A 24,610-nucleotide genomic window follows, 5' to 3' on the forward strand; every position below is an offset into this window, starting at 1 on the left:
CGTCACCTCTTATTTCCTAGCTTAGTTAAATCTAGACGCAATACTTTAGAGCGGCGTTCATGGTTATAAAGCGCTTTTTTCTTCGCAGGTAGTTCATCAACTGTCACTATTTCAAAACTTTGCTCTAAAAACCAGTGAATGCTTCGTGTGGTGAGAGCAAATAAATGCGAATAACCCGCACGTTTAGCCTTATTAATAATAAACCTCAGTAGATAACTGCCGCGATCAGCATCTCGGTACTGAGGGTGAACAGCCAAACTTGCAAACTCCCCCACTTGTTCGTCGGCAAACGGATACAAAGCAGCACAGGCTATAATAAGACCATCACGCTCAATAACCGTAAATTGTTCAATTTCAATTTCTAGCTGTTCACGAGAGCGGCGCACCAAATAGCCTTGCTGTTCAAGGGGTCTAATAAGGTTAATGATTCCGGTAATATCAGCAATACTAGCACTTCGTAATTGCTCAGAGCTTTGCGGAGCGATTTGTGTACCAATACCATCTAAAGAGAACAGCTCTTGTAATAGTGCACCATCTTCTTTGTAACTAACAAGATGGCAACGATGTACGCCACCTCGACATGCATCAATTGCAGCTTGTAAGAATACGGTTGCGCTTACACATGAATCTGGTTGCTTACGATAGTTTACTAGTAGCTGCTCAGCTTCATTTGGCATTAGCTCTGCAATCGCCTCACCATTTTCATCCAAAATACCGGCTTCTTTACAAAAGCCAAGCATTTTATCGGCGCGTAATTTGAGAGCTACTTGCGTAGCGATTTCTTCAGCAGTTAAGTTAAAGCTTTCACCTGTGACAGACGCCGCTATTGGCCCAAGCAGAACAATTCCGTTGTTATCTAACTGGTGGCGAATACCCGCAACATCGATACGTCTCACTCTACCTGAATGATGATAGTCAACACCTTCATCAACACCTAAAGGCTGAGCAATAACAAAGTTGCCACTCACCACATTTAAAAATGAGCCAGACATAGGTGTACTACTTAAAGACGTAGATAAACGCGCGGTTATATCGAACTGCATTGCACCCGCAACCTTTTTAATCACATCAAATGTTGCGTTATCAGTTACCCGTATCTCATTATGAAACTGACTAGTTATGCCAACTTGTTCAAGCGCTGCGTTAAACTGTGGGCGAGCACCAAACACTAAAACAATCTTAATACCAAGACTAGTTAATAGCGCGACATCGTTGATGATGCTACGACAACCAGACTGATCGATCGCCTCTCCGCCAAGCATAACAACGAATGTTTTACCGCGGTGAGCATTAACGTATGGGGTTGACTGGCGAAATCCATCTACCAATTCTGTGGTACGCACGTAATATTTACCTTATTAAAGTCGAATGTTTTAATAAAAACAGATATACAAGCCACAAGTGTAGAGAATTTATATTCACAAATAAAGCATTATTATTCTTAATTTATGATTGGAATTTTCTTGCCGGGTAGAAGGATGTGATAGATACAAAAAAGGCCCGCATAAGCGAGCCTTTTTTAAGAGATTAGAACTGATTACCAGCCTGTTTTCTCTTTAAGTGCATTACCGATATCAGCTAATGAACGTACAGTTTTTACGCCAGCAGCTTCTAATGCAGCAAATTTCTCATCAGCAGTACCTTTACCGCCTGCGATGATTGCACCAGCGTGACCCATACGCTTACCTGGAGGTGCAGTAACACCCGCAATGTAAGAAACAACTGGTTTAGTCACGTTGTGCTTGATGTATTCTGCAGCTTCTTCTTCTGCAGTACCACCGATTTCACCGATCATAACGATAGCTTCAGTTTGCTCGTCTTTTTCGAACATTTCTAAAACGTCGATGAAGTTAGTGCCAGGGATTGGGTCACCACCGATACCAACACATGTTGATTGGCCGAAACCAGCGTCAGTAGTTTGCTTAACCGCTTCGTAAGTAAGAGTACCAGAACGTGATACGATACCTACTTTACCAGGCTTGTGGATGTGGCCAGGCATGATACCGATCTTAGTTTCACCCGGAGTGATAACACCTGGGCAGTTAGGACCGATCATACGAACACCAGTTTCATCAAGCTTAACTTTAACGTCAACCATGTCTAGTGTTGGGATACCTTCAGTGATACAAACGATTAGCTCGATGCCAGCATCGATAGCTTCTAAGATTGCATCTTTACAGAAAGGTGCTGGTACGTAGATAACTGATGCAGTTGCGCCAGTTGCTTCAACAGCGTCACGTACTGTGTTGAATACTGGAAGACCAAGGTGCGTCTGGCCGCCTTTACCTGGGCTTACACCACCAACCATTTGTGTACCGTACTCAAGCGCTTGCTCAGAGTGGAAAGTACCTTGGCCACCTGTGAAACCTTGACAGATAACTTTTGTATCTTTATTGATTAATACAGACATTATTTGCCCTCCGCAGCAGCAACAACTTTTTCAGCTGCGTCTGTTAGTGATTCAGCAGCGATGATGTTAAGGTCAGAACTAGCTAGTACTTCACGACCAAGTTCAGCGTTAGTACCTTCTAAACGTACTACTACAGGAACGTTAACACCTACTTCTTTAACTGCGCCGATGATACCTTCTGCGATCATGTCACAACGTACGATACCACCAAAGATGTTAACTAAAACAGCTTTAACGTTGTCGTCAGATAAGATGATCTTGAATGCTTCAGATACACGCTCTTTAGTTGCACCGCCACCAACATCTAGGAAGTTAGCTGGCTTGCCACCGTGTAGGTTTACGATGTCCATAGTACCCATTGCTAGGCCTGCACCGTTAACCATACAACCAACGTTACCGTCTAGTGCAACGTAGTTAAGCTCAAAGCTTGCAGCGTGAGCTTCACGCGCATCTTCTTGTGAAGGATCGTGCATTTCACGGATTTTAGGTTGACGGTAAAGCGCGTTACCATCTACACCGATTTTACCGTCTAGACAGTGAAGGTTACCTTCGTCTGTGATTACTAGCGGGTTGATTTCTAATAGAGCGAAATCGAAATCGTTGAACATGTTAGCAAGACCCATGAAGATCTTAACGAACTGTTTCATTTGAGTAGGGTTTAAACCTAGTTTGAAGCCTAACTCACGAGCTTGATAAGCTTGAGGACCAACTAGTGGATCGATCTCAGCTTTGTGAATTAGTTCTGGAGTTTCTTCTGCAACTTGCTCGATTTCAACACCACCTTCAGTAGATGCCATGAAAACAACTTTACGAGAAGCACGATCTACTACAGCGCCAAGGTATAATTCGTTAGCGATGTCAGTGCAGCTTTCAACAAGAATTTTTGATACTGGCTGACCATTTTCGTCTGTTTGGTAAGTAACTAAGTTTTTACCTAACCAGTTCGCAGCGAACTCTTTAACTTCGTCAGTTGTTTTAACTAGCTTAACACCGCCAGCTTTACCACGGCCACCTGCGTGAACCTGTGTTTTAACAACCCACATATCACCGCCGATTTTCTCAGCAGCTGCTGCAGCTTCTTCAGGTGTATCGCAAGCGAAACCTTGAGAAACTGGTAAACCATATTCGGCAAAAAGTTGTTTTGCCTGATACTCATGCAAATTCATGATGCTTTATCCAATTTTTTATACTAAAAGAGCTGAATATTTATGCAAAATAAACAGCTATCCCAAATTGCGCACTTAGTATAAATCCCAAGGCTCCACATGAAAACCCCAGTTAGACCAAAGGCGCAAAAAAAAAGCTGTGAACGAGGTTCACAGCTTAGTTTTCATACAACCAGATTAAACATCTAGTAGTAAACGAGTCGGATCTTCAAGTAACTCTTTAATTGTTACTAAGAAACCTACTGATTCTTTACCATCGATTTGGCGGTGATCATAAGATAACGCTAAGTACATCATAGGTAAGATTTCAACTTTACCATTTACAGCCATAGGACGCTCTTGGATTTTGTGCATACCTAAGATTGAAGACTGTGGTAAATTGATGATTGGTGTAGATAGTAATGAACCGAATACACCACCGTTAGTGATAGTGAAGTTACCACCTGTCATATCATCAAGTGATAATTTACCGTCACGACCTTTAAGCGCAAGCTCACGGATACCTTTTTCGATTTCAGCAACTGATAGCTTGTCACAGTCTTTAAGAACTGGAGTAACAAGACCACGTGGTGTAGAAACCGCGATGCTGATGTCGAAGTAGTTGTGATAAACAATATCATCACCGTCGATAGACGCATTTACTTCAGGGAAACGCTTAAGTGCTTCAGTAACTGCTTTCACGTAGAAAGACATGAAGCCTAAACGGATACCGTGACGCTTTTCGAATACTTCTTGGTACTGCTTACGAAGGTCCATGATTGGCTTCATGTTAACTTCGTTGAAAGTCGTTAACATTGCAGTTGAGTTTTTCGCTTCAAGAAGACGATTAGCGATTGTTTTACGTAAACGAGTCATAGGAACACGTTTTTGTGTACGGTCACCCATAGGTGCTGCTGGCGCTGCTGCTTCCGCTTTAGGAGCTGCTGCCGGTGCTTTTAAGAATGTATCAACATCTTCTTTAGTTACACGGCCATTTTTGCCAGTACCTTTGATTTTTGATGCATCAAGGCCTTTCTCAGCGATTAAACGACGAACTGACGGCGTTAATACGTCAGAGCTGTCATTTGATTCGCTTGCTGGTGCTGCTTCAGCTTTTGGAGCTGCTGCCGGTGCTGCACCCGCTTTAACTGTACCAATTACTTGCTCACCAAGTACTGTTTCGCCTTCAGCGTGAATGTGCTCACCCATGATACCGTCTTCTTGAGCAACAACTTCAAGAACAACTTTATCAGTTTCGATGTCAACAAGGTTTTGGTCGCGAGTTACCGCTTCACCTGGTTGAACGTGCCAAGTAGCAATTGTCGCGTCTGCGACTGATTCTGGAAGTACAGGTACTTTAATGTCCACTTCTTTACCTTCTGATGCTGGTGCTGATTGCGCCGCTGGCGCGTCTTCTGATTTAGCTGGTGCAGAGTCGTCACTTGCTGGTGCAGCATCTGCATCACCAAGTAATGCAATTACTTGTTCGCCAAGTACCGTTGCACCTTCTTCTTGTGAAATTTCAGTGATTACACCGTCATTTGGTGCAACAACTTCTAAAACAACTTTATCTGTTTCAATATCTACTAAGTTTTGGTCGCGGCTTACTTTGTCGCCAACACTTACGTGCCAAGTTGCAACTGTAGCATCAGCAACCGACTCAGGAAGTACAGGAACTTTAATTTCTGTGCTCATTGCTTATCCTTTCTTTTCAATAGTAAGCGCATCTGCAATTAGCGCTTGTTGTTCTTTATTATGCACTGACATGTAACCACACGCTGGTGATGCTGATGCTTTACGACCTGCGTAAGTTAATTTAGCACCGGCTGGGATTGCGTCAACAAAGTGGTGTTGAGAACAATACCATGCACCTTGGTTTTGCGGCTCTTCTTGACACCAAACAAAATCTTTAACGTGTTGGTAACGCTGCATGATTGTATCCATCTCAGCGTGTGGGAATGGATATAATTGTTCTACACGAACAATAGCAATGTTATTTAATTCTTGCTTACGACGCTCTTGTAGTAGTTCGTAGTAAACTTTACCGCTACAGAATACAACGCGTTCTACTTTATCTGCTGCAATATCATCGATTTCATCGATCATATTGTGGAACACACCTTCAGATAACTCTTCAAGTGAAGATGTTGCCAACGGGTGACGAAGTAGCGACTTAGGCGTCATAACAATCAATGGACGACGAAGTGGACGTACAGATTGACGACGAAGCATTGCATAAACTTGCGCAGGTGTTGAAGGAACACATACTTGCATGTTGTGATCAGCACACAACTGTAAGAAACGCTCTAAACGTGCCGAGCTATGCTCAGGACCTTGACCTTCATAACCATGAGGAAGTAAACATGTAAGACCACATAAACGGCCCCATTTCTGCTCACCTGAACTTAAGAATTGGTCAAATACAACTTGTGCACCGTTAGCGAAGTCACCAAATTGTGCTTCCCACATTACAAGTGACGTAGGCTCAGCTGTTGCGTAACCATATTCAAATGCAAGTACTGCTTCTTCAGAAAGAACTGAGTCATATACTTCAAATGCACCTTGCTTTTCGCTGATATTTTGCAGCGGCAAGTATGTTGATGCGTCAGTTTGGTTATGAACAACAGCATGACGGTGGAAGAATGTACCACGACCTGAATCTTGACCTGTTAAACGGATATCAGTACCCGCATCAACAAGAGTTGCATAAGCAAGTGTTTCAGCCATACCCCAATCAAGTGGTTTTTCACCTGTTGCCATTAGCTTACGGTCGTCGTAGATTTTCTTAACGCGCGATTGTGCTTTGTGGCTTTCTGGGAAGCTTGCTACTTTTTCGCCAAGCTCTTTTAACTTCTCAACCGATACTGTTGCATCGTACTCAACATCCCAATCATGACCAACAAACTTAGCCCAATCAGAAGAGTGCGATGTTTCTAGTTGAATTTCTTCAACAACACAGTTGCCTTTGTCTAAACCATTACGGTAATCATCAGCAAGTGCTTTTACTTCATTTTCTGAGAATGAACCTTCAGCAACTAATTGATCTGCGTAAATTAGACGAGGTACTGGATGCTTTTTGATTTTTTGGTACATAAGTGGTTGAGTCGCGTTCGGCTCATCCGCTTCGTTATGACCATGACGGCGATAACATACTAAATCAATCACTACATCACGTTTAAACTGGTTTCTGAAATCAAGTGCGATTTGAGTAACAAATGCAACCGCTTCAGGATCGTCAGAGTTAACGTGGAAAATTGGTGCCTGAACCATTTTCGCAATATCAGTACAGTATGGTGTAGAACGTACATCAGACTGTTTAGACGTTGTGAAACCAACTTGGTTATTAACAACGATACGGATACTACCACCACAACTAAATGCATTAGTTTGCGATAAGTTAAATGTTTCTTGTACAACACCTTGACCTGCGATTGCAGAGTCACCGTGAATAGTAATTGGTAATGCTTTAATACCTGACTTATCACCTAGACGGTCTAAACGAGCACGTACCGAACCCATAACCACCGGGTTAACGATTTCTAAGTGAGACGGGTTAAATGCAAGTGCCATGTGCACGTTGCCACCGTTAGTTGCAAAGTCAGATGAATAACCCATGTGATATTTAACATCACCTGAGCCTAATGTGTCTTTGTGTTTACCAGCGAACTCATCGAATAATTCTGATGGGTTTTTACCTAAAACGTTCACTAGTACGTTCAAGCGACCGCGGTGAGCCATACCAATAACAGCTTCTTTTTGTCCGCTTTCACCTGCACGATGAATTAGTTCTTTAAGCATTGGTACTAATGCGTCACCACCTTCAAGTGAGAAACGTTTTGCACCAGGGAACTTAGCCCCTAAATATTTTTCAAGGCCATCTGCAGCTGTTAATCCTTTAAGGATACGTAGCTTTTCTTCTTTAGAGAACGTTGGACGTGATTGCACTGATTCTAAACGTTGTTGTAACCAACGTTTTTCTTCAGTTGAAGTGATGTGCATATACTCAGCACCTACCGACCCACAATAAGTCGTTTTGAGTGCTTGATATAGCTCACCTAATGGCATGGTTTCGCGACCGACAGCAAACGAACCCACATTGAATTCACGGTCAAAATCAGCTTCAGATAAATCGTGGTACTCTAATTCTAGATCACGAACACGTTCGCGTTGCCAAATACCTAATGGATCTAAGTTGGCATTTTGGTGACCACGGAAACGGAAAGCATTAATAAGTTGTAGCACCTTGACCTGTTTAGGATCGCCAGAGCCACCCTCTGCTACCACTACTTCTCTATGCTTGTTTTTAGCAAGCTGTGCAAATTGTGAACGAACTTCTGAATGTTTAACGTCAACATCCACACCATCAACTTTTGGTAATTGTTCGAACACTTCTCGCCATTCTTCTGGCACAGAAGTCGCATCATCTAAGTACGCTTCATAAAGCTCTTCTACGTAAGCAACGTTACCGCCGTTTAAGTGAGAAGATTCTAGCCATGCCTTCATCACACCTTCGTGCATTTATAAGCCCTTTTCTTTAGCGCAGAAATTAATTGTTGTAAAAACAAGGTGGTTAATCACTTAACCACCTTACATATTCAAGCTTTAAACAGCGCGGTTTAAAAGCATTGATTTGATTTGTCCAATTGCTTTGGTCGGGTTAAGACCTTTTGGACACACGCTAACACAGTTCATGATACTGTGACAACGGAACACGCTGAACGCATCGTCAAGGTCAGCAAGACGCTCTTCAGTAGCTGTATCGCGGCTATCAGCCAAGAAACGATAAGCATGAAGAAGACCCGCAGGACCGATGAACTTGTCTGGATTCCACCAGAACGAAGGACACGATGTTGAACAACATGCACATAAGATACACTCATATAAGCCATCTAACTTATCACGTTCTTCGATTGACTGAAGACGCTCACCCGCCGCAGGCGTGTCGTTGATTAGGTAAGGCTTAACTTTTTCGTATTGAGTGTAGAACTGACTCATGTCAATAACAAGGTCACGTACCACTGGTAAACCTGGTAAAGGACGAATTACGATTTTACCTTTGCCACCTTTAAGTAGCGTTGATAAAGGAGTAATACACGCTAAACCGTTTTTACCATTCATGTTGATACCGTCTGAACCACACACACCTTCACGGCATGAACGACGGAATGATAATGTTGGATCTTGCTCTTTTAATTGCATAAGCGCATCCAATACCATCATATCTTGGCCTTCTTGCGTTTCTAGCGAGAAGTCCTGCATACGTGGTGCATTATCAACATCTGGATTGTAACGATAAACCGAAAATTGTACTTGTGCCATCGTCTCGCTCCTAGTATGTACGTGCTTTAGGTGGGAAAGCTTCACGCAGTTTCGGCGCGTAGTTTACTTCACGTTTTGTCATTTCATCTGTAACTGGGTTATAGATAGAGTGACATAGCCAGTTATCGTCATCACGATCTGGGAAATCAAAACGAGAGTGTGCACCACGGCTTTCTGTACGGAAGTTTGCAGCTACTGCTGTTGAGTATGCTGTTTCCATCAAGTTATCAAGCTCTAGACATTCGATACGTGCAGTGTTGAACTCAGTCGACTTGTCGTCAAGACGAGCGTACTGAAGACGTTCACGAATTTCTTTAAGCTCTTTAAGACCTGTTGCCATTGCATCACCTTCACGGAATACCGAGAAGTTAAGTTGCATACACATTTGAAGGTCTTTCTTGATTTGTACTGGGTCTTCACCTTGGCCAGCTTTAGAGTTTTCCCAACGGTTAAAGCGTGCAAGTGATGCTTCAAGGTCTGAATCAGACGCATCTTTACCTGCTTCAACACCGTTAAGGTACTTACCTAAGAAGTTACCAGCTGCGCGGCCGAATACAACTAAGTCAAGTAGTGAGTTACCACCTAGGCGGTTAGCACCGTGTACAGATACACATGCAATCTCACCAACAGCGAATAAACCTTCAACTACTTTCTCTTGGCCGTTTGCATCAATTTGTAATGCTTGACCATTTACGTTAGTTGGAACACCACCCATCATGTAGTGACATGTTGGGATAACTGGAATTGGTTCTTTAGCTGGATCAACGTGTGCGAATGTTTTCGCAAGGTCACATACACCTGGAAGACGTAAGTTAAGTGTTTCTTCACCTAAGTGGTCAAGCTTAAGCTTGATGTGTGGACCGTAAGGACCATCACAACCACGACCTTCACGGATCTCAGTCATCATTGAACGAGCAACAACGTCACGAGACGCTAAGTCTTTAGCATTTGGTGCGTAACGTTCCATGAAGCGTTCGCCGTCTTTATTTAGAAGGTAACCACCTTCACCACGACAACCTTCAGTTACAAGTACACCGGCACCGGCGATACCTGTTGGGTGGAACTGCCACATTTCCATATCTTGCATTGCAACACCAGCACGTGTAGCCATACCAACACCGTCACCAGTATTGATGTGTGCATTCGTTGTCGATGCGTAGATACGGCCTGCACCACCTGTTGCTAAAACAACAGCTTTTGATTTGAAGTAAACAACTTCGCCAGACTCGATGTCGATTGCTGTACAACCAACAACGTGACCGTCGCTGTTTTTAACTAAATCTAGTGCGTACCACTCAGAGAATACGTTAGTTTTGTTTTTAACGTTCTGTTGGTATAAACAGTGTAATAGCGCGTGACCAGTACGGTCAGCTGCTGCTGCAGTACGTGCAGCCTGTTCACCACCAAAGTTTTTCGACTGACCGCCGAAAGGACGTTGGTAAACACGGCCATTTTCAAAACGAGAAAATGGTAAACCCATGTTTTCTAATTCAGTAATAGCTTCTGGGCCTGTTTTACACATATATTCGATAGCGTCTTGGTCACCGATGAAATCGGAACCTTTAACCGTATCGTACATGTGCCATTCCCAGTTATCTTCATGTGAGTTACCCAGAGCAACCGTAATACCACCCTGTGCAGACACAGTGTGAGAACGTGTAGGGAAAACTTTTGAGATAAGTGCACAGGTTTTGCCTGATTCAGTGATAGCTAGTGCTGCGCGCATACCCGCACCACCGGCACCAATCACTACTGCGTCAAATTCACGAACAGAATAATTCACTTAAACACCCCATAAAACGATTAGACCAATTGCTACGTAAGCAACAGCCATAAGGTTTAATACAAAGCCTAAAACAGCACGTAATTTAGCGCATTTAACATAGTCAGTAAGAACTTGCCAAAGGCCGATACGGGTGTGAACCATGATGCAAACTAGGGTGATTAAGGTAAACCCTTTCATTGCTAGGTTAGAGAATAGGCCTTGCCAGGCTTCGAAAGTGACTTCTGGCGTACATAAAAAATAGCCGATAATAAAAATCGCGTAAGCGCTGATTATTAATGCTGTTGCACGTAGTGATACGAAATCTTGTACACCATCACGTTTAAGAGTTGCTTGATTTAAAACCATATCCACACTCCTGCTAGAATTGCAGCTACAACACCTAAAGCTAATGCAACTTTAGCGCTGAAGTTACCTGATTCAAGTTCTTCCCAGTGACCCATGTCCATAATGATATGACGGATACCACCGATTAAGTGATACGCCAATACAGAAATGGTGCCCCATGCTATGAATTTGGCAATGAATCCGCTGAACAGACCCTTGACGAATTCAAAACCTTCTGCAGAAGAAAGAGACTCAGACCAAGCCCAAATGACAAACGTTAAAGCAAAAAATAATGCTACACCGGTGACGCGGTGAAAAATTGATGCTTTAGCCGTTGCCGGCATAGATATAGTTGTTAGATCTAGATTTACAGGTCTTTGCTTTTTCACAGTTACTTGCCCATCTTGCCCACTAAGGAGCTCATCTACTTGTTTTTCTAAAACCCATCAAAATGAATTTCGATGGAACTATCTAAGTAAACCGTGTTGATACACAAAAAGTTCACACTTATGCAAAACTCAAATGTAAAAATAAAGTTTACCTACAGACAATACGGTATAAAACCTTGGATAGTATATATAGCCAAAGGTCTTTTTACAATTCTTGTTTAGTAAGAGACGTTTGCGAATTAGCCAATAGTATAATATTTAATCCTGGCAGAATATTTATTATCCATTTGTGCATAATGTTTATAAAAATTGACTTTATACCCCTCTTTCACGTTAAAATGAAAAGAATGTGCTTAAACAGATTCAGAACATAACAATCAGAGTTGTTATCTTAATAGGAGATAAATAGATGGCGGATAAGAAAGCCACGGTCCATATTGATGGTCTTGATCCAATCGAACTTCCAATTTACCAAGGCACTGCTGGCCAAGATGTAATCGACGTACGTACGTTAGGTTCACACGGTCACTTCACTTACGACCCAGGTTTCATGTCGACCGGTTCTTGTGAATCTTCAATCACTTACATCGATGGCGGCAAAGGTGTTTTATTACACCGTGGTTACCCAATCGAGCAATTAGCTGATGAATCAAACTACATCGAGCTTTGCTACTTACTATTAAACGGCGAATTACCGACTAAAGAACAATACGAAGCGTTTGCTCAAGAAATCACGCACAACACAATGCTTGATACTAAAATCGCAAACTTCTTCCAAGGTTTCCGCTTTGACGCTCACCCAATGGCAATGCTGTGTGGTGTTGTAGGTGCTCTTTCTTCTTTCTACCACGAAGATTTAGACATCACTGACGCAACACAACGTAAAACAAGCGCAATCAAGCTAGTTGCTAAATTACCAACTATCGCTGCGATGGCTTACAAATACAATGTAGGTCAACCGTTTGTTTACCCGCGTAACGACTTAAGCTTCGCTGAAAACTTCTTACACATGATGTTCTCAGTACCAGCTGAAGAATACAAAGTAAGCCCTGTTCTTGCTAAAGCAATGGACAAAATCTTCATGCTTCACGCTGACCACGAGCAAAACGCATCAACGTCAACTGTTCGTCTAGCTGGTTCTTCAGGTGCTAACCCTTACGCGTGTATCGCGGCTGGTATCGCATCTCTATGGGGCCCTGCGCACGGTGGTGCTAACGAAGCATGTCTTAACATGTTAGAAGAAATCGGCTCTGTTGACCGTATCGACGAGTATGTTGCTAAAGCGAAAGATAAGTCTGACCCTTTCCGTCTTATGGGCTTTGGTCACCGTGTATACAAAAACTTCGACCCACGTGCGACAGTAATGCGTCAAACATGTCACGAAGTACTTGCTGAGCTAAACATTCAAGATCCACTTCTTGATATCGCTATGAAGCTTGAGCAAATTGCACTTGAAGACCCATACTTTGTTGAGAAGAAACTTTACCCTAACGTAGATTTCTACTCAGGTATCATCTTAAAAGCAATCGGTATTCCAACAAGCATGTTCACTGTAATCTTTGCAATGTCACGTACTGTTGGTTGGATCTCTCACTGGGATGAGATGCTTTCTCAACCTGGTCACAAGATCAGCCGCCCTCGTCAGTTATACACTGGTGAAACTTCACGCGATTACGTACCAACAGACAAGCGTTAATACAAATTTGCGTTTAAAAAAGGCCGCTATGCGGCCTTTTTTGTTGCCCTGCACTTGTCTATTTGTGCAAAGTAATTAAAATCGTCGCATTCTTGTAGCTTAAGGCCTTTCATGTTCGATATCACAAAAATACGTGCTGACTTTCCAATACTGAATGAAACAGTCAATGAGCAGCCTTTGGTGTATTTAGACTCTGCGGCTACCTCGCAAAAACCACAGGCAGTTATTAATGCTCTTAGCCGTTTTTATAGCCACGAGAACGCCAATGTGCACCGCGGCCGCCATACACTCAGTGAAAACGCTACACGCCAATATGAGCATACACGAACGCTACTTGCAGATTATTTTTCTGTAAAAAATAATGAGATAGTGTGGGCCAAAGGGGCAACCGAATCGATTAATTTAATCGCAAATGGTCTGGCTTCGAGGCTCAATCCTGGCGATAAAATTGCCCTATCTGCTATTGAACATCACGCTAACATCGTCCCTTGGCAACAGCTAGCTCAGCGTACCGGTGCAGAAGTCATTATTTTGCCGATAGAAAATGATTTAACTATTAATAGCGTGCACTGTAGTGAATTTATCAAGCAACAAAAGCCTAAAATAGTCGCTATTACCCATGCATCAAATACCCTTGGTAACATCACTGATTTAGCGCCAATCATTAGCGCATGTAAAGCCATTAATGCTATTTCTGTTGTTGATGGTGCGCAGGCAGCGATGCATTTACGCCCTAATTTACAAGAGATTTCCTGTGATTTTTACGTATTTTCTGCCCATAAAATGCTCGGGCCGACAGGTTTAGGAGGCCTTTATGGCCGATTTGAGCTGTTAAATTCGCTGGATGTATATCAAACCGGTGGAGAAATGATCGAAACAGTGAGCCTAACACACAGCACTTTTCGTGATGCACCGGGTAAATTTGAAGCAGGAACACCCAATATTGCAGGTGTCATTGCCTTTAGTGAGGCAATAAATTATTTAACATCGTTAGATTTTCAGCAAATGCGTCAACATGAGCATACAGTTTTTGACTATGCGATAAAACAATTATCAGCTATTGATGGTATTAATATCTATTCAAACCAAATAGATAACATCGGTAACATTAGTTTTAATTATCGCGATGAACATCCGTTTGATTTAGCCACCCTACTTGATGGATTTGGCATTGCCGTGCGAAGTGGTCATCATTGTACGCAACCTATAATGAGCCATTTAGGTATACCAGGAACTGTACGAGCAAGTTTTGCGTTATATAACAATAAAGCTGATGTCGATTCCTTTATCAGTGCTGTTAAAAGTAGTATCGAGTTATTAGATTAATTTTGGATAAGTTATGAATTCAGCGTTTGAATCCGTTAGTAAAAACATTGAAACAGCTGCTGGCTGGCAGCAAAAGTATCGCCAAATAATGCTCTTAGGTAAGCAATTACCTGTTATGCCTGAAGTGCTCAAAGTAGATGATGCCCTAGTTAAAGGCTGTGAAAGTAAAGTTTGGCTATATATCGACTTTGATCATACAGAAAACAGCCTGGTATTAGCGGGCGATTCAGATACTCGCATCGTTAAAGGACTATTGGCTTTAATTTTAGCCTTATACAATGGTCTAACACCGGAGCAAGCAGCGCAAATTAATGCCTATGATGAATTTGAACGACTCGGTCTAATTAGCCATTTGAGCCCTTCTCGTGGTAATGGTATTAAAGCCATGGTTGATAAAATTCAAACCATGGCTAAACAAAAACAATAAGTTTTATAAACTACGCTGTTTTTTATCGAGGTATTTTCTAATCGCTTTGGCTGCAACAAAAAAGCCAAAGCTGCCTGTCACCATAGTTGCAGAGCCAAAACCATTATTACAGTCCATATTCATTGAACCATCTGCACCTTGTTTTGCTTGGCAAACCTCACCTTCAGAGGTTGGATATACAAGCTGCTCTGTTGAATAAACACAATCAACGTTAAATTTTCGCTTTGGATTGCTACTAAAGTTGTACTGTTTTCGCAAAATATAACGTACTTTTGCAAGCAATGGATCATGGGTTGTCTTTGCAACGTCACCAAAACTGATTTGACTAGGGTCGGTTTGCCCGCCTGCGCCTCCGGTTGTAATAACCGGTAGTTTTATGCGTTTACAGTGAGCAATAAGCGCAGCTTTTTCTTTTACAGCATCAATACAATCAATCACATAGTCAAAACCTTGAATATGCTCACGAATGTTATCTAGCGTAATGAAATCGTCAATAACATTAATTTTGATATCTGGATTTATAAGCTCACAACGTGTTTTCATGGCTTCAACTTTTGCTTCACCAACAGTGCCCGTTAAAGCATGAATTTGACGATTAACATTGGTTGCACAAATATCATCTAAATCAATGAGGGTTAGTTGCCCTACACCCGTTCGAGCCAATGCTTCAGCAGCCCAACTACCTACGCCACCAATTCCAATGACACAAAAATGTGCTTGTTGTAACCAATCAAATTGTTGATGACCATATAAACGTTTAATGCCACCAAAACGAATGTCTTGTGTTGTTTCTTTCATTTACCAATCCAACGTCCAAGGAGCTGTCCACTCTTTGAATTCGTCTGAGTTAAAAACTTCATTAAGATGAGTACCTAAAGTGTAATCACATCGATACTCTTTAAGCTGCTCTTTATAGCTAAATTGTAGTGCATAGGCATGCAAGTTTGTGCGCTCGTCTTTACTACCAGCATACGTACTATCACCTAGAATTGGAGCGCCTAAGCTTTTCATCGCGACTCTAAGCTGATGTGTCTTACCAGAGAATGGCTTTAACAAGTATGCACGAAGCCCTGGTCGAATACTTTTTGAGTAAAAGCGTGTGATAGCAGGATTCGTTTGGCTCTTTAACAGCTTAAATGCACCACGACGACTTTTCTGCATATCCCCTTTTATCCAACCTTGCTTTTTCTTAGGCTTAGCATCACTTACGGCTAGGTAAAACTTATTTATTTTTTGATCAGAAAATAGCGAAGTGAATTCGGCTGCTGCTTCTTTGTTACGGGCTAATATAATTAAACCTGATGTTACTTTATCTAGCCTATGAACCGGATAGAGCTTCTCATTAACAAGCTCTTCGGCAAGTACGACAAAACCAGCACATTGTTCACTATGAAAGCTCACACCTGCTGGTTTATAAAAAACAAAGAAGTCATCTTCACTGGCATGAAGATGAACATTGTTTACATCATGCATTTTTAGTTGCCAAGCACTGCAATAACGCGCGCTAAGTCTTCAGGGGTATCTACGCCTGCTTGCGGTGCACACAGAGCTTTTGCGATTTTAATTTTGTGACCATGATAAAGTACGCGAAGCTGCTCTAATGACTCTAAAAGCTCTAATCGAGATTCTGGTAATTCGATGTAGTCCTTAATAAAGCCAGCACGATAAGCATAAATACCAATATGGCGCGCAAAATCAGCAAGATTTAGCTTATCTCGGTCATCATTCATCATCGCATCACGATGATAAGGGATTGGCGAACGCGAAAAATACAGTGCGTTGTTGTCTGCATCGTTAATGACTTTCACGCAATTGGGATTAAATATATCATCAATCTCATCAATGCTGGTACTCAAAGTCGCCATTGGCGCATCAGAATCAGCAAGTAGCATGGCAACTTGAGATACATTTTCGCTTGCCAATAAAGGCTCATCACCTTGCACGTTGACAACAATAGTGTCACTTTCAAGTTTTAACTGTTCAACAACTTCAGCTAAACGTTCTGTGCCTGATTGGTGATCTTCTCGTGTCATCAATACATTATCAGTAAACTTCTTTACTGCATCAAACACTGTTTGATGATCAGTCGCTACATAAACTTGTGAAGCACCAGAAGCAACCGCTTTTTCATAAACATGTTGGATCATTGGTTTACCACAAATATCAGCAAGTGGTTTACCTGGTAAACGCGTCGATGCGTAGCGAGCTGGGATAACGACTACGAATTCCACTTATCAACCTCTTCTTGGCTTAATTCACGGGCTTCATTTTCTAAAAGCACCGGGATATCGTCTTTGATTGGGTACGCTAGTTTCGCAGCAGTACTGATAAGCTCTTGATTTTCTTTATCAAGACGTAGTTTACCTTTACACACTGGGCAAGCGATAATTTCAAGTAATTTTGTATCAAAGGCCATTGAGGATCCCTTTTTGTTTTAATAATAAATTAAGTTTTTCGATAACTGCTGCTGTTGGCTTTGCGTCAACAGGTAAATAATACCAATTTGGTTTAGCAAAACTAAAGCACTTAACTGCATCTTTTTCTGTCATAAATACAGCGTCATCTGCAAAATCGATAAAGTCATTAGCTTGGTAGGCATAATGATCACGAAAATGATGAGTCGATAGCAAGTTAATCCCTTGCTGCTCAAGACATATTTCAAAGCGTTTAGGGTTACCAATAGCACTGACCGCATGGCCTTTATCTTGAACTGAATTGACAAGTTCTGAATTACTTACGGTTCGAAATGGGCTTGATGCTAAATCATAGCGGCTTTGAGCGTTGCCACCATTTTCTATGACTAAATCAACCGATTTTAAGCGCGCTTTGGTTTCACGAAGTGGACCTGCAGGCATTAATAAACCGTTACCAAATTGGCGTTCACTATCAACGATACAACATTCGATATCACGCGCCATTTTATAATGCTGCATGCCATCATCAGAAATAATGACATCGATATCATGTTGCTCTAATTTTTTTATACTCGCTTGTCGGTCAGGGCCAACCATTACAACACAACCTAGGCGGCGTTTAATAAGTACAGGTTCGTCACCAGCTTGCGCTGTACTCGTATGTTCAGTCACTAACAAAGGATACGAATCAGACTGACCACCATAGCCACGACTGATCACCGCCACTTTTAAACCTTGCTGCTGTAAGTACTCAGCGAGCCAAATAACAAATGGCGTTTTGCCGTTTCCACCCACACTAATGTTACCAACAACAATGACAGGAAGATGCGCTTTAAATGCTTTTAGAATATTAAGCTTATAAAACAAAGCGCGAAGTGTTGAGATAAGCCAAAAAAGCACACTGAAAGGAAACAGTAAAACACTGATTAAACCTGGCTTTTTATACCAGCTTTTTTCAATAACACTCACTATTGCTCACCAAACTGCATTTTACATAACGCACTATAGGTACCGTCTTTTTCAAGCAGCTCGCTATGCGTGCCCTTTTCGATAACTTGACCATGGTCGATAACATAAATGCAATCACTGTTTTCTATTGTTGATAAACGGTGTGCTATCACAATCGATGTTTTTTCTTTCATTAAGCTATCAAGTGCTTGCTGGATTAGTTTTTCAGATTCAGTATCAAGTGCAGATGTCGCCTCATCTAGAATCAAAATAGGGGCATCTTTTAATATTGCACGTGCAATGGCTATTCGCTGACGCTGGCCGCCTGACAACATAACGCCGTTTTCACCCACCATGGTATCTAAACCTTCTGGTAAGTCTTTAACAAACTCCCAAACATGGGCTTGCTTGGCAACGGCCATTAAATCCTCGTTTGTTAATTCGCGGTCGAGGCCATAGCAAATGTTATTCGTTATGGTGTCATTAAATAAAACCACTTGCTGTGAAACGAGTGCAAATTGCTTACGTAAGTCTGTCAGTTTGTAATCAGCGATGTTGACGCCATCAAGCAAAATTTCACTGTCACCTTCAAGCTCATAATAACGCGGTAATAAATTTGAGATGGTCGATTTACCTGAGCCAGAACGGCCAACCAATGCGATGCTTTCGCCGGCATTAATCGAAAGTGATAAATTCTTTAATACAGGCTCATCTTTCGTTGGGTATTTAAAGGTCACATTGTTCACTTCAATTTTCCCAGTTACTTTGTCAACGCTGTAAGTGCCAGTGTCTTTTTCTACTTCTTCATCAAGTACTAAAAAGATACTTTGCGCTGCCGAAATACCACGTTGTAAATCGCTATTAACGTTAGAAAGTTGCTTCAGTGGGCGTAATAACATCATCATTGATGAAATAAGTAATACGAAGTCACCTGAACTGATGGTATCAATCATCGACGGCATAGACACAACCCATAAAATCACGGCCATCGCGCTTGCTGCCAAAATTTGGATAACAGAAACGCTTAACGCTTTAGTTGCATCCATTTTAATGCGCTGCTGACGATTATGATTATTAATAGCCGAGAATTGTGATATCTCTTGCTGTTGACCACCAAAACCATGAATCACCTTGTGACCAGATAGCATTTGCTCTGAGCTGCGAGTTACTTGTCCCATAGCAGATTGGATTTTTTTCGAAATCATACGAAAACGTTTCGATACAAAGGCAACGATCACGGCCACCAGCGGAATAATGACTAAAAATATTAGTGATAGCTTCCAACTGGTATAAAACATATTAAATAGTAAGAAAACAACAAAGGCCCCTTCTCTAACAACAATTAATAGGGCTTTAGTAATGGCTTGTTGAACCTGCTCAGTATCAAAGGTGATTTTAGAGATTAAATCGCCATTTGAATTTTTATCATGAAAGGACACCGGCAGATGTAAAATATGTTCGAATAATTGTTGGCGCAACGTTCTTACAACTTGAGAGCCTACATAACTTAAACAGTACGACGACATATAGTTAAACATGCCACGACCTAATACCAATGCAATTACAACAAATGGTGCATAAGTTAAAACATCAGTGTTACGATCATTTAAACCTTCATCAATGAAGGGCTTCATTAAATTGATAAACAATGCATCCATGGCTGAATAGCCAATCATGCCTACAATGGCGAAAAACGCGATTAACTTATAATCACCCACATAACTGATTAATCGCTTATAGATTTGGGATGTAGTTTGATCCATAACACTCTCTTATTCATAGACTTCGACTATTGTAGCCTTTAGGGGGTAAAAACAAAACGTCAATCTTGTTCGAACCAATAACTTTCCTGCTCTCGCGCAAATTCTAAGCGATATTTATCTTCGTAAAATTTTATGCGTATATGGCCATATTCTGCCGTCGATAACTGCTTTATATGGTGTTGGTTATAACGATTTACAACCTCAGGATGAGGAAAGTGCCATTGCCCTTGATAAGCAGATGAATGGATGACCACTTCAGGGTTTACTGCACCTATAAATTCATAACTTGAAGAGGTATTACTACCATGATGCGGGCTTATTAAAATAGTCGCTCCTAAATCCATCCCCTCTTCAACAAGCTTAGTTTCTGCCGCTGCAGATATATCCCCAGTCAATAACACTGAATAATTAAAACCCGTTACTTTTAATAAACACGACTGATCATTACGGCTAGCGTTTTCTATCTTTGCTGTAAAACTTCTGATATTAAGCTCATCAAGCTTGAGTGTTGTTGTTTTGCACTTATTTCCAAGCCCCTGAGGATGAAAAGTAGCTAAGGTCTGTTGATAGCCTGCCATTTGCCAACTTGTTAAACCGCCAGAATGGTCGTTATCTAAGTGGCTTATTATTGTTGCAATAATAGATAACTGTTGTTTATTGATGTTGTTGAGTAATACACGGCGTACGTAATCATAACGGCCAAAGTACTGTGGCCCTAAATCATAAATTATCGCTTTGTTTTTGTGGCTTACCATCACCATTAATCCATGCCCTACATCAAACACATCTAAGTGAAACTTAGCTTCTGGCTGTAATTCACTATCAACGGCATATACACAAACAGGAATTAAGCACACATATTTATTTGGGCTAAAGTACAACAGCAGAAGTGTTATGTAACTTATGATCAATAATGAAAAACTAAACTCATTGAGCGAGAACCAACGCCAGTCATTAGGGATAGAAAGTAGTAATTGATAGCCATAATACAGCGCACTGTCGACGAGTGATAACAAACCAGAAATATCCAGTAGGCTAGAAACCAAACTATAAAAAATTAAGAAAGGCAATAACAGCACACCAACCAAAGGCACAGCAATAAGGTTAATCAATAAACCTATGACACTAGTGCCTGAGAAGTAATATAAGGATAGAGGCAGTAAACCGACAAATAAAGCGCACTGAACTTGCAGTAGCTGTGCAAATCGCTTTAAAAAACCAAGTGACAAATTAACTGTGTTTTTAGTCAGTAGAAAGATGATCGTAACGGCCAAAAAACTGAAATAGAGCCCGGGGTTCAAAAGTGCAAATGGGTCTATAAACAACACAACACTCAAGGCGTACAAAATTGAACGCCAACGCACTGGGTTTTTCCCTAGGTTATAAATAACAAGGTAACAGCCTAACATCAGCAGCGCTCGGCTTGCGGAAACTATAAAATCACTTAAGTAGACATAGACGAACGAGCAACAGAACCCTACAAAAACAAATAACTTATTTAATTGAATTGATTGTCTTACGCGTAAATGACTCACTCTTAACAGCCACTTACTACTATAAAAGCCGACTGCAAAGATAAGTCCGATATGAAGGCCTGAAATAGCAAGCAGATGCGACAAACCTAATTCACGTAAGTGTTTTCTATCTTCATAGCTTATTTTACTTTTGTCACCGGTTAAAAGCGCATAATAAAGCCATTGTAATTGGGTGCTTGCCGTCACTTTTTCAATATATGTGCGGTAGCTCACTCGAAGGGAGTCATATCGATGATGATTTAAATAGCTTATCTCCCCTACGCTTCGGCCTTTATAAAATACTCGCTCAAGTAATGCTTGCCGTTCTCTATCAAAACTATAGAAATTTTTTACCGATCTGTAAGGTTTAAGTTTGAGTTCTGCGCTTAATTCATCTCCACTAGTAACAGGTTTATCTGAAGTAATGCTTAGCATCGCATTAGGAGCAGGTCGCATACCTGTAGAGCAAAATTCAATATTTTTTAGACTTGCTTTAATGTAATAAGGGCTTTGTTCACTGTAAGTTTCAACTACCTCAAATCGAACTAATCGGCTTTGTTGATAATCGATTTGACAGTTAGAGATAGAGTAAAAGATGATGTAATGAAAAATCACTACTAAAATAGCGCAAATAAACCCTGACAATAGAGTTAAAAAAGGCTTAAAATAGGCACCTGCTAGCAATACAGCAAAACTCATTATATAAAACGCCGCAGTGCCAAATGTATATAGGGTGAAAAAACAGCCTATGACAAAGCCGCTGCATAACCAAATAGATGTAAATGGTTGCTTTAAATGGCTAAGAAAACGATCCAACGCTTTTTACCTGATCATAACAAGGTAAAAGAACACAAGTATTTAAGAATTTTTGGTCGTTTATTGCATGATGCCAATTTATGGCACTTAAATAGACGCTCAGCACGCGGTGCATTTGCTGTTGGTTTATTTTTTGCGTTCATCCCTGTTCCTTTTCAAATGGTTCTTGCAGCCGCCCTGGCTATTCCATTTCGAGTGAATTTACCGATTTCTGTTGCAACAGTGTGGATCACTAACCCACTAACCATGCCTCCTATTTTCTATTGTTCATATATTGTAGGCACGATTGCCCTTGCTCAACCACAACAGCACTTTCAATTTGAACCAAGCTGGCAATGGTTTATAGATAGCCTTACAACAATTGGCCCAGCATTTTTAGTTGGCTCATTTATTTGTGCAACAGCTGCGGCAATCATTGGTTATTTTGGTACCGACATGCTTTGGAAACGCTCAGTCCGTAAAGCATGGATACACCGCCATAAAAAATAACTGATTTCAGTATAGACAAAAAACCCAGCTTGAAGCTGGGTTTTTTATTTTTGGTTAAAAAGCTATTTGCTTTGCATAAAGCTCTCTAATTATTACTTCTCACGAAATACACGACGTGCTGCTGCAAATGGTAATAGCAATAATGCATACCAAGGGAAGCTTGCTGATTGACGCTCGTATTGTTCAATCTCTTCTGCAGGACATTCTTCAACAGAGCCATCAATTGGTGTTAACTTAACAGCCACTGCGACACTTTCATATTCGATATTGCCATCAACATCTACCGTTACATTGCCAAATGTATCGGTCTTTTCGACTGTTTTAGTAGCAACCCCAAAAATCTCATTATCGTTATTAATAGCTTTAGCTTCAGCTATTGTGTATTTAAAACGAGTCTCACCATCGTCTTCATAACAAGGTAATAAGTCGTTTAAGTTAACAATTGAGTCTTCACCAATGGTGTACATGAAACCTTCACGACGACGTGATGATGTATTATAAATGTCAGTTTCCCCCTGACCAACTACAATACCATTATCATTAATATCATTTGCAACTGAACTAGAGCTTGAGAAGAAATCAGTTGGAAAAACTACACTTCCACTTTTTTTATCATAGTAGTAAAACTTAGTTCTGTAGCCACCTTCAATAATTTTGTTAGCGTAGCCAACTATTACATCGTCATTATTAAGAGCGAAAGCCTGACCAGAATCCCAGCCATCTTCTTGGTCTAAGAACTCTTTAATTTCACCATTCTCAAAAACAACTGGCATGGTTACTACTGTATCAGTATCCTTGTAGCGAACATCTGATGTACCGGCAATTAATCCATTTTCATTAATAAGATAAGCACTACTTCTAAATGCGATACCTTCATCATCTTCTGGTGTTAATCCAAGGCCATAAAATTCTGTATTAGTTACATTTAAATTGCTATCCAGTGACCACTTAACAGCTCGTTTGTTAAAAATACCACTGCTGTAACTTCTATTATAAACCTCGACACAATCCGATACAGGTTCATCTTCACCATCACATTTTTCTTCAATATCCTCTAAAGGATCCTCTGCAATATCCACTGAAACAGTGCCTACAACATCATAGCCACTATTTGTTTGAATTATGTCGTATGCAGCACTAAAACCACCATACTCATCAAATTCTGGTGCTAGTGGCACTTTATCACCTGATGCTGAGATCACTATTGCTCGACTGAGAAAGTCTCTTAAAAAATGAGTCTCTTCTTCATCTTCATCAGTTTGAGTAAAAGACGTTTTCTCATAAGGATCGCTTCCCCAACCAACCATAACACCATCTTCAGAAACAGCAGTTAGAAGGTTTGTCGTTGAACGTGTTAATCCATCATAATCAAGTGATTGTTCATCAAATATTACTTGTTCTGATGAGCCTTCACTCGTATATACAGTGGCAACACCATTGGATACTTTCTGATATTCAGAATCAGTTAGACGCCCAGGATTTGAACTCGTGATATAACTAAGCATAAATGCATGAGCATCAGCATTCGTATGAACCGCATCATTATTTTCAATATCATCAAGTGTAAAGGTAATTTCTTTGCCTATCCTTTCGTACGCATCTTTTGTTGCATTATAAGCACTCTCAAAAGATGAATCTGTGAAATCGAGATAAGAGATATCTATTGGGAAATTATATAACCCATTAGCTAAGCCTATAATATGACCATTCTCACTGACATCTGTTACATAATTATGTTTTGCGCCATCTAGACCACCTAATTCTTCTAATTTATAGGTTGCGCTCATCGCTGAGGTACTTAGGGTGGCTAAAATACTGGCAGCGAGTAATTTGTATTTCATTTT

General features: G+C 40.9%; 21 protein-coding genes. 4 read left to right on the top strand and 17 right to left on the bottom strand.

All coding sequences use genetic code 11. The annotated features are described in order from the left end of the window. Window positions 1–2: 2 nt before the first annotated feature. The 9 genes from argA to sdhC form a co-directional block, all read right to left on the bottom strand. Window positions 3–1,343: an amino-acid N-acetyltransferase gene (argA, locus tag AN213_RS02665; RefSeq protein WP_054561564.1), complete on the bottom strand. Its 1,341-nt coding sequence runs from the start codon at window positions 1,341–1,343 to the stop codon at window positions 3–5. Window positions 1,344–1,537: 194 nt separating this feature from the next. Next, entirely contained in the window at window positions 1,538–2,410 is an 873-nt protein-coding gene (gene sucD / locus AN213_RS02670; protein WP_054561565.1) for a succinate--CoA ligase subunit alpha, read from the bottom strand. Then, window positions 2,410–3,576, bottom strand: coding sequence for an ADP-forming succinate--CoA ligase subunit beta (gene sucC / locus AN213_RS02675; RefSeq protein ID WP_054561566.1), 1,167 nt, complete (start codon window positions 3,574–3,576; stop codon window positions 2,410–2,412). Before sucC ends, sucD begins: the two co-directional genes overlap by 1 nt. A gap of 177 nt (window positions 3,577–3,753) precedes the next feature. Beyond that, entirely contained in the window at window positions 3,754–5,250 is a 1,497-nt protein-coding gene (gene odhB, locus AN213_RS02680) for a 2-oxoglutarate dehydrogenase complex dihydrolipoyllysine-residue succinyltransferase (protein WP_055197251.1), read from the bottom strand. Between the two features lie 3 nt (window positions 5,251–5,253). After that, window positions 5,254–8,073 carry a 2-oxoglutarate dehydrogenase E1 component gene (locus tag AN213_RS02685; protein ID WP_055021956.1) on the bottom strand — a complete coding sequence of 940 codons (2,820 nt, stop codon included), beginning with the start codon at window positions 8,071–8,073 and terminating at the stop codon, window positions 5,254–5,256. Between the two features lie 84 nt (window positions 8,074–8,157). Then, window positions 8,158–8,874, bottom strand: a complete 717-nt coding sequence (locus AN213_RS02690; protein ID WP_054551369.1) for a succinate dehydrogenase iron-sulfur subunit — start codon at window positions 8,872–8,874, stop codon at window positions 8,158–8,160. A gap of 10 nt (window positions 8,875–8,884) precedes the next feature. Then, window positions 8,885–10,657: a succinate dehydrogenase flavoprotein subunit gene (gene sdhA, locus AN213_RS02695; RefSeq protein WP_054561569.1), complete on the bottom strand. Its 1,773-nt coding sequence runs from the start codon at window positions 10,655–10,657 to the stop codon at window positions 8,885–8,887. After that, window positions 10,658–11,005: a succinate dehydrogenase, hydrophobic membrane anchor protein gene (gene sdhD / locus AN213_RS02700; protein ID WP_054551371.1), complete on the bottom strand. Its 348-nt coding sequence runs from the start codon at window positions 11,003–11,005 to the stop codon at window positions 10,658–10,660. Then, window positions 10,996–11,373 carry a succinate dehydrogenase, cytochrome b556 subunit gene (sdhC, locus tag AN213_RS02705; protein ID WP_082401567.1) on the bottom strand — a complete coding sequence of 126 codons (378 nt, stop codon included), beginning with the start codon at window positions 11,371–11,373 and terminating at the stop codon, window positions 10,996–10,998. Before sdhC ends, sdhD begins: the two co-directional genes overlap by 10 nt. Window positions 11,374–11,782: 409 nt before the next feature. Between sdhC and AN213_RS02710 the strand changes: the two genes are divergently transcribed. The 3 genes from AN213_RS02710 to AN213_RS02720 all read left to right on the top strand — a co-directional run bounded on the left by AN213_RS02710 (window position 11,783) and on the right by AN213_RS02720 (window position 14,822). Then, window positions 11,783–13,069 (top strand): citrate synthase, encoded by a 1,287-nt coding sequence (locus tag AN213_RS02710; RefSeq protein WP_054551373.1) that lies wholly within the window; start codon window positions 11,783–11,785, stop codon window positions 13,067–13,069. A gap of 111 nt (window positions 13,070–13,180) precedes the next feature. Continuing rightward, on the top strand, window positions 13,181–14,395 hold the full coding sequence (locus AN213_RS02715) for an aminotransferase class V-fold PLP-dependent enzyme (protein ID WP_055197253.1): 1,215 nt from the start codon (window positions 13,181–13,183) through the stop codon (window positions 14,393–14,395). Between the two features lie 13 nt (window positions 14,396–14,408). Beyond that, window positions 14,409–14,822: a SufE family protein gene (locus AN213_RS02720; protein ID WP_055197255.1), complete on the top strand. Its 414-nt coding sequence runs from the start codon at window positions 14,409–14,411 to the stop codon at window positions 14,820–14,822. 3 nt (window positions 14,823–14,825) lie between these two features. Here AN213_RS02720 and tcdA read toward each other — a convergent pair whose 3' ends face one another. Genes tcdA through AN213_RS02755 form a run of 7 tightly spaced genes read right to left on the bottom strand, consistent with a single transcriptional unit; the run spans window position 14,826 to window position 22,160 of the window. After that, window positions 14,826–15,620: a tRNA cyclic N6-threonylcarbamoyladenosine(37) synthase TcdA gene (gene tcdA, locus AN213_RS02725; protein WP_054561573.1), complete on the bottom strand. Its 795-nt coding sequence runs from the start codon at window positions 15,618–15,620 to the stop codon at window positions 14,826–14,828. Further along, a complete protein-coding gene (locus tag AN213_RS02730; protein ID WP_054561574.1) occupies window positions 15,621–16,295 on the bottom strand; it encodes a TIGR01621 family pseudouridine synthase in 675 nt (224 codons plus the stop codon). A gap of 2 nt (window positions 16,296–16,297) precedes the next feature. Next, entirely contained in the window at window positions 16,298–17,053 is a 756-nt protein-coding gene (kdsB, locus tag AN213_RS02735) for a 3-deoxy-manno-octulosonate cytidylyltransferase (protein WP_055021960.1), read from the bottom strand. Next, window positions 17,041–17,238, bottom strand: coding sequence for a Trm112 family protein (locus AN213_RS02740; RefSeq protein WP_036968654.1), 198 nt, complete (start codon window positions 17,236–17,238; stop codon window positions 17,041–17,043). Before AN213_RS02740 ends, kdsB begins: the two co-directional genes overlap by 13 nt. Further along, entirely contained in the window at window positions 17,228–18,205 is a 978-nt protein-coding gene (lpxK, locus tag AN213_RS02745; protein WP_055197257.1) for a tetraacyldisaccharide 4'-kinase, read from the bottom strand. The genes AN213_RS02740 and lpxK overlap by 11 nt, the downstream gene beginning before the upstream one ends. Continuing rightward, the gene (msbA, locus tag AN213_RS02750; RefSeq protein ID WP_055197259.1) at window positions 18,205–19,947 is read right to left on the bottom strand and encodes a lipid A export permease/ATP-binding protein MsbA; all 1,743 of its coding nucleotides are present in this window, start codon (window positions 19,945–19,947) and stop codon (window positions 18,205–18,207) included. The genes lpxK and msbA overlap by 1 nt, the downstream gene beginning before the upstream one ends. Window positions 19,948–20,006: 59 nt before the next feature. Beyond that, window positions 20,007–22,160 carry a DNA internalization-related competence protein ComEC/Rec2 gene (locus AN213_RS02755; protein WP_055197261.1) on the bottom strand — a complete coding sequence of 718 codons (2,154 nt, stop codon included), beginning with the start codon at window positions 22,158–22,160 and terminating at the stop codon, window positions 20,007–20,009. 96 nt (window positions 22,161–22,256) lie between these two features. On the opposite strand from AN213_RS02755, the gene AN213_RS02760 reads away from it, so the two are divergent. After that, window positions 22,257–22,766 carry a DUF2062 domain-containing protein gene (locus tag AN213_RS02760; protein WP_054561579.1) on the top strand — a complete coding sequence of 170 codons (510 nt, stop codon included), beginning with the start codon at window positions 22,257–22,259 and terminating at the stop codon, window positions 22,764–22,766. A 92-nt stretch (window positions 22,767–22,858) separates the two neighbouring features. Here AN213_RS02760 and AN213_RS02765 read toward each other — a convergent pair whose 3' ends face one another. Beyond that, window positions 22,859–24,607, bottom strand: coding sequence for a DUF3466 family protein (locus tag AN213_RS02765; protein ID WP_055197263.1), 1,749 nt, complete (start codon window positions 24,605–24,607; stop codon window positions 22,859–22,861). Window positions 24,608–24,610 lie beyond the last annotated feature (3 nt).

The sequence above is a fragment of the Pseudoalteromonas sp. P1-8 genome, assembly GCF_001399985.1.
GTDB lineage: Bacteria > Pseudomonadota > Gammaproteobacteria > Enterobacterales > Alteromonadaceae > Pseudoalteromonas.

Coding starts and splice junctions, on each gene's coding strand:
- sucD (WP_054561565.1), bottom strand. CDS start 2,410: ATGTCTGTATTAATCAATAAAGATACAAAAGTTATCTGTCAAGGTTTC.
- sucC (WP_054561566.1), bottom strand. CDS start 3,576: ATGAATTTGCATGAGTATCAGGCAAAACAACTTTTTGCCGAATATGGT.
- odhB (WP_055197251.1), bottom strand. CDS start 5,250: ATGAGCACAGAAATTAAAGTTCCTGTACTTCCTGAGTCGGTTGCTGAT.
- AN213_RS02685 (WP_055021956.1), bottom strand. CDS start 8,073: ATGCACGAAGGTGTGATGAAGGCATGGCTAGAATCTTCTCACTTAAAC.
- AN213_RS02690 (WP_054551369.1), bottom strand. CDS start 8,874: ATGGCACAAGTACAATTTTCGGTTTATCGTTACAATCCAGATGTTGAT.
- sdhD (WP_054551371.1), bottom strand. CDS start 11,005: ATGGTTTTAAATCAAGCAACTCTTAAACGTGATGGTGTACAAGATTTC.
- AN213_RS02710 (WP_054551373.1), top strand. CDS start 11,783: ATGGCGGATAAGAAAGCCACGGTCCATATTGATGGTCTTGATCCAATC.
- AN213_RS02715 (WP_055197253.1), top strand. CDS start 13,181: ATGTTCGATATCACAAAAATACGTGCTGACTTTCCAATACTGAATGAA.
- AN213_RS02720 (WP_055197255.1), top strand. CDS start 14,409: ATGAATTCAGCGTTTGAATCCGTTAGTAAAAACATTGAAACAGCTGCT.
- tcdA (WP_054561573.1), bottom strand. CDS start 15,620: ATGAAAGAAACAACACAAGACATTCGTTTTGGTGGCATTAAACGTTTA.
- AN213_RS02730 (WP_054561574.1), bottom strand. CDS start 16,295: ATGCATGATGTAAACAATGTTCATCTTCATGCCAGTGAAGATGACTTC.
- AN213_RS02740 (WP_036968654.1), bottom strand. CDS start 17,238: ATGGCCTTTGATACAAAATTACTTGAAATTATCGCTTGCCCAGTGTGT.
- msbA (WP_055197259.1), bottom strand. CDS start 19,947: ATGGATCAAACTACATCCCAAATCTATAAGCGATTAATCAGTTATGTG.
- AN213_RS02755 (WP_055197261.1), bottom strand. CDS start 22,160: ATGAGTTTTGCTGTATTGCTAGCAGGTGCCTATTTTAAGCCTTTTTTA.
- AN213_RS02760 (WP_054561579.1), top strand. CDS start 22,257: ATGGCTAAGAAAACGATCCAACGCTTTTTACCTGATCATAACAAGGTA.
- AN213_RS02765 (WP_055197263.1), bottom strand. CDS start 24,607: ATGAAATACAAATTACTCGCTGCCAGTATTTTAGCCACCCTAAGTACC.